This window comes from Prosthecodimorpha hirschii, from assembly GCF_001305515.1.
GTDB classification, from domain to species: domain Bacteria; phylum Pseudomonadota; class Alphaproteobacteria; order Rhizobiales; family Ancalomicrobiaceae; genus Prosthecodimorpha; species Prosthecodimorpha hirschii.
Window position 1 is genome coordinate 1,923,795 of the sequence record NZ_LJYW01000001.1, and the last position, 14,514, is coordinate 1,938,308.

The window sequence follows — 14,514 nt, forward strand, 5'->3', positions numbered from 1 at the left end:
GTCCGCCGGCGGCGTCAGTGCACCGCCGCATACATGATCTTCTCCTCGGTCGCCTCGTCCGGACCGAACTCCTCGACGACGCGCCCGGACCGGCAGACCAGGATACGGTCGGACAGGTTCATGATCTCCGGCAGGTAGGAGGAGATCACCACCACGGCCAGGCCCTGGTCGGCGAGGCCGTTGATGAACTGGTGGATCTCCGCGATCGCGCCGACATCGACGCCACGGGTCGGCTCGTCGAAGATGATGATCTTCGGCTTTTGCACCAGAGACTTGGCGATCACGACCTTCTGCTGGTTGCCGCCGGAGAGTTCGATGACGCGCGCATTCGGGTTGATCGCGCGAACGTTCAGGGTCCGGGTCCATTCGGCGGCGATCGCCCGCATCTCGGCCATGTCGACCAGCATCCCGCCCGCCGTGCCGGCCGCCAGCGCGCCCATGTAGAGATTTTCCGGGATGGTCATGGTCTCGAAGAAGCCTTCGAGCTTGCGGTCCTCGGTCACGTAGACGATCCCGTCGGCGACCGCCTGGCGCGGCACCCGGTAGCGGACCGAGCGGTCGTGCAGGCGCACCTCGCCGCCGTTGAAGAAGTTCCGCTTGGCCACGCCGGCGATGATCTTGGCCGCTTCGGTCCGTCCGGAGCCGATCAGGCCGAACATGCCGGTGACCTGGCCACTATAGATCGAGAAGGACGTGTTGCGCACGATGCTGCCCATCGACACGTTCTGCACGCTCAGCACCTTCTCGCCGACCGGCCGCGCCGCCTGGCCGGCCTCGCGCCGATAGAGCGAGCCGGACAGCGACCGGCCGACCATGGCGCGGATGATCCGATCGCGGTCGAAGGCGCCGGCGTCGTCGCTGGCCACGATCTCGCCGTCGCGCAGCACCGTGATCCGGTCGGCGATGGCCAGCGCCTCCTCAAGCGCGTGCGAGATGAAGATGATCGAGACGCCGCTCTGCTTCAGCCGCCGCACCAGGGCGAAGAAATGGTGCTTCTCCTCCGGCGTCAGCGCGGCGGTCGGCTCGTCGAAGATGATCACCCGCACCTTCTTGCGCACCGCGCGCGCGATCTCGACCATCTGCTTGTGGGCAGCGCCGAGAGCGGAAACGAGGGCGGTCGGATTGACGTTGAAGTTCAGCGACTGCAGGAAGGTTTGGGCGGCGATGTTCAAGCCCCGGATGCGGTTGAACAGGCGCTCGTCGCCGAGATAGAGATTCTGCGCGACCGTCATCGACGGCACCAGGCTGGTCTCCTGGAACACCATGGCGATGCCGTTTTCCAGCGCCTCGGCCGGCGTCTCGAAGCGGAACGGCGCGCCGCTCAGGAACATCTCGCCGCTGGTCGGCAGGGTCACGCCGCACATCATCTTGGTCAGGGTCGACTTGCCGGCGCCGTTCTCGCCAAGCAGAGCGTGGATCTCGCCCTCGCGCAGCACGAAGTCGACCTTGGTCACCGCCGGCACGCCGCGATAGGCCTTGGTGACCTGACGCATCTCGATCAGGGCGTTCATGGCTGGGCTCCCGTTGCGGCGGCCGGCCCGTTGGCGGGATCGGCGGCGGGATCGATCTCGACCACCGCATCCCCGCCCTTCGCGGCCGCAAGGATCCGGCCGCCGAAGGGCAGGCAGGTGAACACGCCGTGGCGCATGCCGTCGGCGCGGCTGTGATAGGAGGCGACCGGACGCAGCGCGTCGTCGAGCCGCACGATCAGCCCGTAGGAGCGGGTCGGCGCCCAGGGCTTGAGCATGCCGAGATGCTTCTGCGCGCCGCCCTGCAGCGGTTCGAGGAAGGTCGCCGAGGGCCGCAGCGAGGGCGCCGCCCAAAAGGCCTCGTCGACTTCCGCGAACATGCGCGCCAGGAAGGCCGGCTCGCGCTGGACGAACTCGATCAGCTGGTTGCGCGGGGCGAACAGGGCGAGCCAAAAGCCGCCGGCCGGATCGGGATGCAGCCGCGCCGGATAGCCGGGCAGATCGGCCAGCACCGGCCGCGGCGCGCGGCCCGGTGCCAGCGCGACGATGCGATGCCTCCAGCTTTCCGCGACCAGGATGCCGCCGGCCGCGTCGAGCGCGAGACCGAGCGGCCAGCCGAGCCCGCCGGCCAGGCGCTCGGCCTGCCGGGTGGCGAGATCGAGCCGCCAGACCGCGCCGTCGCTGCGGCGCTCCATCAGGTCGCGTTTCCAGCCGGCGGCCGCGCGCTGCGACGAGCCCTGCGCGATCAGCAGCGCGCCCTCGCCCGCGAAGGTGAGCGCGGTGATGCAGCGCGTCGGCCCGTCGCCGAGGCGGGCGATCGTGGTCGAGGCCCCGTCCGGTTCGGTCACGACGAGATGGTCGGAGGCGACCGCCGCCGCCATCCGGCCGCGCGGCGAGGCCGCCAGGGCGGTGATCTCGGCACCGAACTCGGCCGTCACTGTGCCCACCCCGTCGACCAGCCGGAGGATGCGCGGCCCCGACGAGACGAAGAGGCTGCGGCCGTCGCTGGCGAGATCGTCCGGCGACGGCACGGCGGCGACCAGGCGGGCCGTTTCCAGGAGCTGGTTCGGGCGCAGCGCGCCGTCCATCGGCGGCACGGTCACAGCGGCATCGCCGCTGCCGCGGAAGCCGTCCCAGAGGCGTTTCAGCGGACCGATCACGACCGGTCTCCCCAATAGGAGGCATTCGAGGTCCAGGCCGGGTCGGCGCCCGGAATGTGGTATCGGCCGACCCGGTTGTTGTAGATGCCGCCGAGATAGAGGTGGCCCTTGTGCTCGCGGATCGAGGTGATCATCGGATGCGCCTCGCCGCCGAGATCCCAGAGCACGTCGAGAATGGTGCCGGCGGCGTCGAACTTGATGACGCAGCCGGTATTCATGTTCGGATAGAGCCAGTCGTCGCGGCCGACCTTCTGCACCATGCGGCGGCGGAAGTCGGGCATGCGCAGGGCGAGATCGAACACCGGCGAACGCATGCCGCACAGCGCGCACCAGAAGGTGCCGTCCGAGGCGCGGTTGATGTTGTCCGGATAGCCCGGCAGGTTGTCGATGACGACTTCGCGCCGGCCCTTGTGCGGTCCGTCGAAATGCCAGCGCGTGATGCGGCAGCCCCAGGTCTCCGCGAACAGGAGCGACTGGCCGCCCGGCTCGACGCAGATGCCGTTCGGCAATTGCAGGTTCGGCAGCACCGTGCGCGACTGGCCGGTGCGCGGGTCGTAGCAGATGATGCGGCCGTTGCCGCGGCCTTCGAGCGCGTCGACCATCCAGTCATACATCTCGTAGCGGATGGTCGCCTCGCTGAAGAAGACGCGGCCGTCCGGGGCGATGTCGAGGTCGTCGGCGAGACGCAGGCGGCTGTCGTCGACGATCGACAGCAGGCTGCGGTTGGTCTCGTCGGAGAGCTTGGTGACCTCTCCGGAAGGCGAGACCCGGTAGAGCCCCATGCCGCCGACGCAGGTCAGCAGGTTGCCTTGCGGATCGAAGGCCAGACCAAGCGGATGGCCGCCGATATGGGCGAAGATCTCCGAGCGCCGATGGTCCGGCGCGAAGAAGCGGATGATGTCGCCATGCCGGCTGCCGCAATAGAGATTGTCGTCGCGGTCGAAGATCACGTCCTCGGGGCCGTCGAGCTCGCCGAGGCCGATCGCCGCGACGCCGCGCAGACGGTCGTTGAGCGCATAGGGCGAGCCGGAGCCCGCCGCCGTCTCGGGCAGCGGCGGCAGGCGGAAATAGGTCGGCGAGACATAGGCGCGCGCCAGGATCTTGTGCCGGTTCTTGACCCAGCGCACGTCGATCGCGACGGCGGCGAGCAGGATCAGCCCGAGCACCAGCGAACTGGTGCCGCTGGTCAGGCCCATGCGGATCAGGCTGTTCTGGACCAGGAGCACGATGACCGCGCCGAGCATCGCCTTGATGACCGAGCCGCGACCGCCGCCGAGGCTGATGCCGCCGAGCACCGCGGCGGTCAGCATGGTGACTTCCAGGCCCTTGCCGACATCGGTGCCGGCGCTGGTCAGCCGGGCGGCGTAGAAGGTCGCGGCCAGCCCGGTCATGAGGCCGGAGATCATATAGGTCAGGCAGACGGTGCGCTTGACCCGGATGCCGGCATTGTAGGCGGAGCGGCGCGACCCGCCGACCGCCATGACGTGCCAGCCGAAACGCATCCGCGTCAGCACGACATGGCCGACCAGCGCGATCGCGGCGGCGACGACGAGGCTTGACGGCACGCCGAAGACCGTGCCGACGCCCATGAACTCCCAGGCCGTCGAGGCATTGAAGCCGCGGCTGATGGTCTGGCCATAGTCGAGCAGGCCCTGGTCGACGACCGCGCGCACGATGATCAGCATGACCAGCGTGGTCAGGAAGGCGCGCATGCCGAGATAGCCGATCAGCAGGCCGTTGATCAGCCCGATGGCGCCGCCGATCAGCATGATCAGCGGAATGCCGAGGGCGAGGTTCATCTCCATCGAATTGATCAGCAGCAGGGCCGCCAGATTGCAGAAGGCGAAGGTCGATCCGACCGTCAGGTCGATGCCGCCGGCCATCATCACGAAGGTGATGCCGACGATGATGATCAGATACTCGCCATAGATCTGCGCGATGTCGCCGAGATTGGAGCCGCTCAAGAAACCGGGCAGCTTCAGGCTGAAGAAGGCGAGCACCGCCGCCAGGATCACGCCCGGGATGAGGGTGTCGATCCAGCTCTTGGATAGGATCTCGCCGACCAGCTTGTCGGGGATCCAGCGATACCGCCAGCGCGTCCAGGCTTCCGACGCCGCCATCTCATCACTCCTCGCAAGGGAAGGCCCGGCCGGCATGGGGCGCCGGCCGGGAGATCGGACCCGGGGGACCGCGGTCTCAGCCGCCGTCGCGCTTCAGCTGGTCGAGCGTCCAGCAGGAGGAGGCGGTCAGGCTGTCCTTGGTGATCAGCTTCAGCGGCGTGTAGAGCGCGAAGGCGGCGCTGCCCGGCTTCGGCTTGGTCTGCAGCAGGATCTTCACCGCCGCGTTCAGATCGCGCCCCTGGCCGGGCACGTCGTAGCTGAAATAGGCGTCGAAATTGCCGTTGGCGATGTTGTCGCAGGCGGCCGCCTTGTTGCCGCCGCCCTGGCTGATGAAGAAGACTTGGTCCTGCATGCCGGCTTCGCGCACCGCCGCGGCGACGCCGGTATCCTGGCCGTCCCAGATGCCGATGATGCCGCACAGATCCGGGTTCTGCTTCAGGATGGTCGAGGTGACCGCCTGCGCCTTGGACGGATCGAAATCGGCCGACTGCTTGGCGACGATCTTGATGTCGGGATGCTCGGCGAAGACATCGTCCATGCCCTGGTTGCCGATGATCACGGTCGGCGTCGCCGCCTGGCCGGTGACGATCGCCACCTTGCCGTTCTTGCCGGCGGCCTTGCCGCAGGTCTTGGCCATCAGCTGCGCCTGGCGGACGCCCATGTCGTACCAGTCGGTGCCCACATAGGCATCGCCGTTGACGACCGACTTGAGGTTGACCTGGACGACGTAAATGCCTTCCTTCTGGGCCTTCGGCACGAGTCGGTTATAGGCCTGCTGGTCGAGCGGATGCAGGATCAGCACGTCCGGCTTGTCGGCGATGAAGCCGTTGACGGCCTGCACGGCCGCCTCGACGTTCCAGTTCGGATCGCGCACGTCGACCGTGTAGCCGAGCGCCTTGGCCTGGTTCTGCAGGGCGGCATTCCAGCCCTCGGTCAGGTCGAAGCCCATCGAGAGCGGCACGAAGGCGACGCGCTTGCCCTTCATGGTCTCGTAGTATTTTTTCGACTGGCCGTCGTCATAGGGTCCGGCCGCGACGGTCCCGGCAACGCTCGCCAGGATTGCGACAGCGGCGGCTGCGCTCCACATTGATTTCCCGATCATGGCATTCCTCCAGTTTATCGTTTTGGGGTCTGCACGTCCGCTTCCGGCTCCCGGTTTTAGAGACAGTCGGGGGATCGAATTCACGAGACGGGGGAAACCCTCCGTCCCGACCGGCCGCTAGATGTCGCCATGCTGGGCCGTCTGCTCGTCCCGGGGGTTGAGCAGGGTGTCGGCCACGATGGCCAGGAGCAGGATCACGCTCTTCAGGATGCTCTGCACGGTGTAGGTCAGGTTCATGATCGTCATGCCGTTGAGCAGGATGCCGATCAGAAGCGTGCCGACGACCACGTTGCGGATGCCGCCCTTGCCGCCGGCGAGCCCGATGCCGCCGAGCACGACGACCAGGATCACGTCGTAGACCATGGTCGAGAGGGCGAGCCGGGTGTTGATGCCGGCGAGCGCCGTCGCCATGACGATCCCGGCGATCAGGGCGATGATCGAGATGATCACATATTGCAGGATGATCATCGGCCGCACCGGGATGCCGGTGACACGGGCGGCGAGCGGGTTGTCGCCCATGCCGTAGATGAAGCGGCCGGGCTTCAGGGTGCGCAGGAACAGGAAGGCCGCCGCCGCCACCAGGGCGAAGACGATGACCGGCGACGGGATGCCCAGCACCCGGCCGCTGCCGATCGCGTAGAACCAGGACTCGCCGCGGCCGGTATAGACCGCGTCGATCGGCGTCATGAAGGCCTTGCCGAAGCCGTAGACCACGATGCCCATGGCGAGCGTCGCGAAGATCGCCGGGATCTCCACATAGGCGATCAGAGTGCCGTTGATGATCCCGACCGCGATGACGAAGCCGAGCGCGCAGACGAAGGCGAGCCCGATCGGCATGCCGCCGTTGACCAGCGTCAGGAGCCACGCGGCCGAGACCGGCATGGTCGACAGGATCGAGAGATCGATGCCCCGGCCGATGATCGCGATCGCCATCGCGACGCCCAGGATGCCGAGGATCGACACGTTCTGGATCAGCGACAGGAGATTGCCGGCGGACAGGAATCCAGGCAGGAGCACGGAGAACAGGACGAACAGAACGACCGCGATCGTGAAGACGATCCGTTCCTGATTGAGGCCTCGCAGCATCGCCGCCATCTCCCCCGCCGACTTCCCCGTTCCGTCCGTTCGTGTCGGGCCGGTCGTGTCCCGACCGCCGGTCGCGCCGAAGCCCGCTCAGAGCGGATAGCCGACCAGCTTCCCGTCCTCGATCCGCTCGATATATTCGGTCATGCCGAGGCCTTCCTGGTCGCCCCAGCGGAACCGGGTGAAGCCCTCGGCGATGCGCGAGACCAGCGTCTCGTCGCCGGCCTTGCGGCGATTGCGCAGCGGCGCCAGGGTCATGATCTCGCCGTCGATGCGCACCTTGCGGTTGGCGGTCATCACGCCGAGGCGGACGAAGCGCGGGTCCTGCTTCTCGGTCCAGTCGGTCTGCACGTCGAGATCGAGGATGTCCTCGTAGACGCCGTCGACCAGCAGGACGCCCTCGCGCCGGACCTTGCCGGTCTTGTCGGTGATCTTGAGCAGCATCATCGCGTCGCCGTTCGGGAAATTGGCGATGAACAGCCGGTAGTAGTAGATCACCTGCCAGTAGCGCGGGCCCCAGGAATGGTCGCGCCAGCCGCGCCCGTCGAGCGTCCAGCGCTTGTCGCCGACCTCGATCGTACCGCGGACCCGGCCGTGCTGGTTGAAATGGCCGAGCGAGAAGTCGCGGCCATACATGGTCTGGACGCCGTCATGGGCCGGCTCGCCGCCATGGATCGGCGATTCCGCCTGATGCTGCCAGGAGACGCGGCCCTTCAGGCGCGGCCCGTGGGCGAGCAACTGCTTGGGATCGCGCAGGGCGTCGGGATCGTCGACGATGATCAGATCGCCGTCATAGTGCATCGAGACGCTCTTCAGCGGCTCGTCGACCGTGTAGCGGAGCCCGCCGGCGTCGAAACGATCGTTGCTGGTGATCTCGGGGCGCAGGAACTGGCAGGCGATCCGCCCGTCCGGGAGGTAGAGGCAGACCGAAAGCTCGGCATAGCCCTCGTTGACGCGGTTGCCGAGCCGCATCCAGCCGCCGAACCGCGTCGCGCTGTCGAAACCGTTCGTGTAGACGCTCTCGTTGAAATTCGGCGAACTGTCCGGCGCATGCATGAATTCATGCTCGGGTCGCATCACATACCGATCAGACACCGGCATCCTCCCTCGTTCTGTTGCGTTTCGTCTTTTGGCTTGCGTTCGGCATCCGCGGTCACGCCCAGCGGGCCAGTTCGACGCGCGCCAGGGCCTCGCGATGCACCTCGTCGGGTCCGTCGCCGATGCGCAGGAAGCGCGTCTCCGCGAAGGCCTCGGCCAGGAAGAAGTCCTGCGACACGCCGGCGCCGCCATGGATCTGGATGGCCCGGTCGATGACCGCGCCGGTGATCGTCGGCACGACGATCTTGGCGATCGCGATGTCGTTGCGGGCGGCCTTGTTGCCGTGCCGGTCCATCGCCCAGGCGGCCTTCAGGGTGACCAGGCGCGCCTGCTCGATGTCGCAGCGCGACTGGCCGATGGCCTGGCGCACGGCGCCCATGTCGGCGAGCGCCGAGCCGAAGGCGACGCGCGACTTCGCCCGCTGACACATGCTTTCCAGCGCCCGTTCGGCGAGACCGATGAAGCGCATGCAATGGTGGATGCGGCCGGGACCGAGCCGGCCCTGCGCGATCTCGAAGCCGCGCCCCTCGCCGAGCAGCATGTTGGCGGCCGGCACCCGCACCCGGTCGAAGACGACCTCGGCATGGCCGAGCGGGGCATGTTCGAAGCCATAGACCCGCAGCGGGCGCACCACCCGCACGCCCGGCGCATCGATCGGCACCAGGATCATCGACTGCTGCTTGTGCTTCTCCGCCGCCGGATCGCTCTTGCCCATCACGACGGCGACCTTGCAGCGCGCCGACGGGGCGCCGGTGACCCACCATTTGCGCCCCTCGACGATGTAGTCGTCGCCGTCGCGGGTGATCGCGGTCTCGATATTGGTCGCATCCGAGGAGGCGACCGCCGGCTCGGTCATGGCGAAGCAGGAGCGGATCTCGCCGGAGAGAAGCGGCGCCAGCCATCGCGCCTTCTGGTCGGGCGTGCCGTAGGCGGCGAGAATTTCCATGTTACCGACATCGGGCGCATTGCAGTTGAAGATCTCGGGCGCGGCGAGCGAGCGGCCGAGAATTTCGCAGAGCTGCGAATATTCGAAGTTGCTGAGCCCCTGCCCTTCCGGTCCGTGATTGTAGAACAGGTTCCAGAGCCCGGCCGCGCGGGCCTCGGCCATCAGCGCCATGGCGAGCGGGCGCGGCGCCCAGCGCTCGGCCTCCGGCGGCGGCTCCAGAAGGGCGCGCTCGTTCGGATAGATGTGCTCGGCCATGAATGCGGTCAGCCGGTCGCGCAGATCGCGCGCATGCGGGGAGAGTTCGGCGAACATTCCCAATCTCCTGAGGCGCAGCCCGGCCGGATCGACGGGATCCGGCCGGTACGGGCCCGCTTGAACCCTTTGATATCAAGCCCCTGCCGGTCGGCCGGACGGCTCACGTCCGTCCCGCCTGGCTCTAGGCGCTCTGCTGTCCGATCTTCTCGCGCTTGACCTGGATGCCGGCGGCCTCGCGGTCCCAGGCATCGGCGGCGAGGCCCTCGTCGCGCAGCTTGAACTTCTCGATCTTGGAGGTCGGCGTGCGCGGCAGGGCATCGACCACGCGCACGTAGCGGGGGATCATGAAATGCGGCATCCGCGGCCGCAGGAACTCGATCAGTTCGACCGGATCGAGGCTCATCCCCTCGCGCAGCGCGACGACGGCCAGCACCTCGTCCTCGGCGATCTCGTTCTTGACCGCGACCGCCGCCGCCTCGCGGACCGACGGGTGGGCGAGCAGTTCGGACTCCACCTCGAAGGACGAGATGTTCTCGCCGCGCCGGCGGATCGCGTCCTTGAGCCGGTCGACGAAAAAGAAGTTGCCGTCGGCGTCGCGCCGGAACCCGTCGCCGGTGTGGAACCAGCCATTGCGCCAGGCCCGCACCGTGGCTTCCGGATTGCCCGAATAGCCGTGATTGAGCGCCCAGGGGCACTCGGTGCGCAGCACCAGTTCGCCGACCGCCCCGACCGGGACCTCGCAATCGTTCTCGTCGACGATACGCACCTCGACCCCGTCCCGGACCCGGCCGGCACTGCCGAGCGCGGTCGGATTCGGCGCCGAGACGATCGGCATGCAGATCTCGGTCATGTTGAAATGCGTGTGGATTTCCGTGCCGAAGCGCTCGTGGAACTGCGGCGCGGTCTCGTTGAGCGGCACATAGGTGCAGGTGCGCAGCGTGTGGTTCTTGTCGTCCGGGCTCGGCGGGCGCTTGAGCAGAAAGCCGCCCATCACGCCGAGCAGCACGACGGTGGTGATGCCGGTCTTGCGCACGGTCGGCCAGAAGGCCTCGGTGTTGAAGGCTTCGACCACCACGATCGAGCCGCCATGGATCAGCATGGCGGTGACCGGCATCACGCCGCCGGAATGGAACATCGGCAGGTTGACCATGTAGCGGTCGTCGGCGCTCAGGAACGGCGCCGATTTCGACATGCTGTAGAGGTGCATGTAGGACGACATCACCCCCTTGGACGGGCCGGTCGTGCCCGAGGTGAAGATGATCGACTGCATGTCCCAGGGCGCGATCGGGCGCTCCAGCTCCGGCGGCGTTTCGTCCTCGGAGGCGAACCGGTCGGCGCCGTGGACGGTCAGCCCGGGCACCGGCCGGGCCTCGCCGCCGATGACGACGATCTCCTGCAGCAGCCCCAGATCCACCTCGCCGAGCCGCTGGTGCAGGTCGGCATGGATGATGCCGAGCCGCGCCTCGGACAGCTTTACGGCATGGCGCAGCAGATTGCCGCGATAGGCGAGATTGATCGGAACGAAGACGGCACCGAGAAAATTCAGCCCGAACCAGGCCTTCAGGCAGTCGGCACTGTTCGGCAGCCAGCACAGCACCCGCTCGCCCTGGCGGACGCCGAGCGCCCGGAGCGCGTTGGCGGTGACGATCGCCTGGCGCAGCGTCTCCGCATAGGTCCAGCTCGTCCCGTCCATGAAGATGGCGAAGACCTTGTCCGGCTGTTCGGCGGCCCATCGCTCAAGTTGATGGCGCTGGACGCAGGCTTCGCGCGGGGGCATGCGCGGATCGAGATGATACACCATAGTCCACCCTCCCAGTGGAGCCGTCGTTCTTGCATTCCAGGGTTCAGGCGTTCTTGCCGCCGTCGGTCCCGCTGGCGATCTCTGCGAAGAGCGGCTTTCGCGTGATCTTCATTTCCGCCGTCAGTTCGTCGTGCAGATGCACCTTGATCAGGGACGCGGCCTCGGCGCAGTGCGCCTCGTGCCGGCGCGGCCAGAGCAGCGCGATGGCATCGCAGATGGCCGCGTCGAGCCGGCGCACCAGGCCGCCCGGCTCCTCCGCCGGGGCCGGCTGCTGCAGGTCGGCGCAAGCCGGCGACAATTCGGGAACGAGGTCGCAGATCCGGTCGAGCAAGGCGCGCTTCGCCTCGATGCGGCGCAGTTGCGGGGCATGCGCCCATTCCACGCGCGGGGCGATGTTGTTGAGCAGGTCGATCACCCCGACCGCCTGGCCGCGCGCATAGGGATCGGTGACGTTCGGGATGACGTCGGCGCGCATCGTCGCGATGATGCCGTCGATCAGCCGGGTCAGCGGGATATTCACGATGCGCGCTCCATCGCCGATTCCACCTGCAGCAGGACACGGGGGATCTGCGCCCCCATCCCGGCCATGCGCAGGTCGTTGAAGCCGCGGCGCGCGAAGCAGTCGGTGGCGCCGTAGTGCATGATGGCGAGCTTGAAGGTGCCGAAGGCCTCCCAATAGGCCATCTCGGCAAGCGTCGGCTCGTGCCCGGTCAGCGCCGCATAGCGGTCGCGCAGGTTCTCGCGCTCGAAGAAGTGGCACATATAGGGCGAGCGGCCGCGCCAGGCCTGCAGGCAGATCCAGCCGAGATCCTCGACCGGATCGCCGAGCCGGACCAGTTCCCAGTCGAGGATCGCGGTGATGCGGCCGTCCTGTTCCAGGAAATTGCCGATCCGGAAATCGCCATGCGTGATGGTCACCCGGCGGGCGACCGGTGCCTTCTCGCGCAGCCAGGCGGCTGCCAGGTCGAGCATCGGCACGCGGTCCTCCGACCAGCGGGCGAGATAGCCCATCCACAGGTCGACCTGCGCCGTCGCTGTCCGGTGCGGATCTGTGGTGCCGTCGATGGCCGCGACCGGCGTCCCCTGCCAGGCGAAATTGTGCAGTGCCGCCAAAGCCGCGACGAACTGCTCGCCGAGCCGGACGCGCCGCTCGTCGTCGAAGGCGGGACCGCCGTCGCGGGTCCAGGGAATCGGCGCCTCGCCAGCGACCAGGTCGCAGATGAAGAAGGGCGCCCCCAGGATCGACAGGTCGTCGGAATGCCAGTAGACGCGCGGCACCGGCACGGCGCTCGCCTCCAGGGCCTTCAGGGTGACGAATTCCGGGAAGGCGCTGTAGGGACTGAAGATGCCGGTCGGCGGGCCGGCCCGCAGGATCAGGTCCCGCGAGACCTTTCGCCCGCCGGCCGACCAGGTGGCGTGGAAGCCGTAGGTGACCCAGGAGAACCCGACCGTGAACCGGCGCAAGGCGCCGATCTCGACCGGGCCGCCGGTCTCCGCCGCGACGAAACCGGTCAGGGCGGCGCGGACCGCCTCGGTATCGGTCGGATCGAAGCGCCGCACGGGCGGCTCACCGACGACCGGCTGGCGTGCCGCGACGCTCATACGACCAGGCTCCCCTGATGGTGGGCAGGCTCGTCGACGCTGACATCGAGACCGAGCGCGCGGCGGATGTCGCGATGAAGCAGGCGCCCCATCTCCAGGAGCATCAGCCCGAAGGCGAGCGGCATGGTCAGCAGGATCGGCCAGACCGGCAGGAAGGTGGTGCCGATCTGCATGGTCCGGTTGGTCTCGACGCTCTGCCAGACGAAGCGGGCGACAAACCAGAAGAAGAGACCATAGACGGCGATCTCGACGACCGTCGCGACCGCTCCGATCAGGGCGCGCCGGCGCGGCGGCTGCGCGTCGGCGAGGGTTTCCAGGCGCGGGAACATGCCCTCGCGATGGGCGATCGGCAGTGCCCAGAAGACCAGGAGCGGGAACAGGATCCGCTCCACGATATTGTAGGCACCCGGGATCAGGTCGACCTGCAGGAAGTAGCGGCCGGCCACGCTGATCACCGTGACCATCATCATGATGAACAGCATCGACCCGGCGCCGATGGCGGCGAGACCCCATTCCAGGGCCCAGACGGCTCTCCAGAAACGCATGGCGGACCTCAGTTCAGGTGGCTCGGCAGCCAGGTGGCGATGCCGGGGAACAGCATCATGGCGCCGACCACGATGAAGGCGGCGAAGGTCGAGAAGACGAGGCAGGGCCGGAACACCGGCCCGACCGGCGTTCGCGCGGCCGTCGCGGCCGAGAAGGCGACGAGCCCGACCGGCGGCGTCAGCAGCCCCAACGAGATGACGAAGCAGGCCATCACGCCGAACCAGATGGTGTCGATGCCGGCGGCCCCGATCATCGGTTCGATCAGCGGCACGGCAAGCACGATCGTGGTCACCTCCTCCATGAACATGCCGGCAGCGAACAGGCCGCCCATCAGAACCAGCACCAGCACGGTCGGATTGGCGACGAGCGGCTGGGCGAATTCCAGAAGTTCGGTCGGCAGGCGCGAGAAGGACATGAAGCGGGAGAAGATCTGCGCGCCGATCAGCAGCATCAGCAGCATGGCGGAGACCTTGACGGAATCGACCAGCGCCGCCGCGATCTGCTTCGGCCCGACCCGCCCCATCACCAGCATGCCGACGAAGGCCGCGAAGGCGCCGAGCGCACCGGCCTCGCCGACCGTGACGATGCCGCCATAGATGCCGCCGAACACGACGACCATCAGCACCACCACGAAGGTGAAGGCCTGAACGGATCGGCGGGCCTGGCGCGGATCTTCGTCGAGCTCCACGCGCGATCCGTCGATCGCGCCGGGCTCGACCTCGCCCAGGAAGTAGAGGCAGCCGATATAGACCAGGATGCAGAGCAGGCCGGGTCCGATCGAGCCGATGAACAGATGGCCAATCGGCACCTCGGTCAGCGAGCCGTAGATCATGATCAGCAGGCTCGGCGGGATGATCACCGACAGCGAGCCCGAGATCGCCGTCAGGGCGACCGAGAAGCTGCGGGTATAGCCGACCTTCTGCAGTTCCGGGCCGGCCAGGGTGGCGAGCGCGGCGGCGCTGGCGGTGCCCGATCCCGAGACCGCACCGAGCAGGCCGCCGGTCACGATGGTCGCGATGCCGAGCGGAAAGCGCTTGTAGCCGGCCAGCCGGTGGCCGACGCGGAACAGGTCGACGATCACGCCGCCCTTGAGCAGAAGCTGCGCCATCAGCAGATAGAGCGGGATGATCGACAGCGTATAGGCCGAGGCGGTGTAGAAGGTATCCTGGCCGACGATGCCGCCCAGCACGGCGGGACCCATCCAGAGGGCCACGCCGAGAAGCCCGGCGCCGAGCAGGCAGGTCGCGACCGCCTGTCCGGCCAGCATGAAGACGACGATCCAGGCCGTGACCGCCCAGATGATCCAGTCCTTGCTCATGGGAGTTCCGTGGT

12 protein-coding genes are annotated in these 14,514 nt (G+C 67.8%); all 12 read right to left on the reverse strand.

Translation table 11 applies throughout. The annotated features are described in order from the left end of the window. Positions 1-14 precede the first annotated feature (14 nt). Positions 15-1,511, reverse strand: coding sequence for a sugar ABC transporter ATP-binding protein (locus ABB55_RS08410; RefSeq protein ID WP_054358415.1), 1,497 nt, complete (start codon positions 1,509-1,511; stop codon positions 15-17). Beyond that, the gene (locus ABB55_RS08415) at positions 1,508-2,629 is read right to left on the reverse strand and encodes an NHL repeat-containing protein (protein ID WP_054358416.1); all 1,122 of its coding nucleotides are present in this window, start codon (positions 2,627-2,629) and stop codon (positions 1,508-1,510) included. Before ABB55_RS08415 ends, ABB55_RS08410 begins: the two co-directional genes overlap by 4 nt. Next, a complete protein-coding gene (locus ABB55_RS08420) occupies positions 2,626-4,749 on the reverse strand; it encodes an ABC transporter permease (RefSeq protein ID WP_054358417.1) in 2,124 nt (707 codons plus the stop codon). The genes ABB55_RS08415 and ABB55_RS08420 overlap by 4 nt, the downstream gene beginning before the upstream one ends. A 76-nt stretch (positions 4,750-4,825) precedes the next feature. After that, positions 4,826-5,851 (reverse strand): sugar ABC transporter substrate-binding protein, encoded by a 1,026-nt coding sequence (locus ABB55_RS08425; RefSeq protein ID WP_083463462.1) that lies wholly within the window; start codon positions 5,849-5,851, stop codon positions 4,826-4,828. 117 nt (positions 5,852-5,968) lie between these two features. Continuing rightward, positions 5,969-6,937 carry an ABC transporter permease gene (locus ABB55_RS08430; RefSeq protein WP_244471997.1) on the reverse strand — a complete coding sequence of 323 codons (969 nt, stop codon included), beginning with the start codon at positions 6,935-6,937 and terminating at the stop codon, positions 5,969-5,971. A gap of 87 nt (positions 6,938-7,024) precedes the next feature. Further along, positions 7,025-8,029, reverse strand: coding sequence for a DUF7064 domain-containing protein (locus ABB55_RS08435; protein WP_200912011.1), 1,005 nt, complete (start codon positions 8,027-8,029; stop codon positions 7,025-7,027). Positions 8,030-8,087: 58 nt separating this feature from the next. Continuing rightward, positions 8,088-9,290, reverse strand: coding sequence for an acyl-CoA dehydrogenase family protein (locus ABB55_RS08440; protein WP_054358421.1), 1,203 nt, complete (start codon positions 9,288-9,290; stop codon positions 8,088-8,090). Positions 9,291-9,414: 124 nt separating this feature from the next. Beyond that, positions 9,415-11,034, reverse strand: coding sequence for an AMP-binding protein (locus ABB55_RS08445; RefSeq protein WP_054358422.1), 1,620 nt, complete (start codon positions 11,032-11,034; stop codon positions 9,415-9,417). Positions 11,035-11,077: 43 nt separating this feature from the next. After that, the gene (locus ABB55_RS08450) at positions 11,078-11,554 is read right to left on the reverse strand and encodes a hypothetical protein (protein ID WP_054358423.1); all 477 of its coding nucleotides are present in this window, start codon (positions 11,552-11,554) and stop codon (positions 11,078-11,080) included. Then, positions 11,551-12,636: a phosphotransferase family protein gene (locus ABB55_RS08455; protein ID WP_054358424.1), complete on the reverse strand. Its 1,086-nt coding sequence runs from the start codon at positions 12,634-12,636 to the stop codon at positions 11,551-11,553. The genes ABB55_RS08450 and ABB55_RS08455 overlap by 4 nt, the downstream gene beginning before the upstream one ends. Further along, complete coding sequence (locus tag ABB55_RS08460) at positions 12,633-13,181, reverse strand: TRAP transporter small permease (protein WP_083463463.1); 549 nt, start codon at positions 13,179-13,181, stop codon at positions 12,633-12,635. Before ABB55_RS08460 ends, ABB55_RS08455 begins: the two co-directional genes overlap by 4 nt. Positions 13,182-13,189: 8 nt before the next feature. Next, entirely contained in the window at positions 13,190-14,500 is a 1,311-nt protein-coding gene (locus ABB55_RS08465; RefSeq protein WP_054358425.1) for a TRAP transporter large permease, read from the reverse strand. Positions 14,501-14,514: the final 14 nt, after the last annotated feature.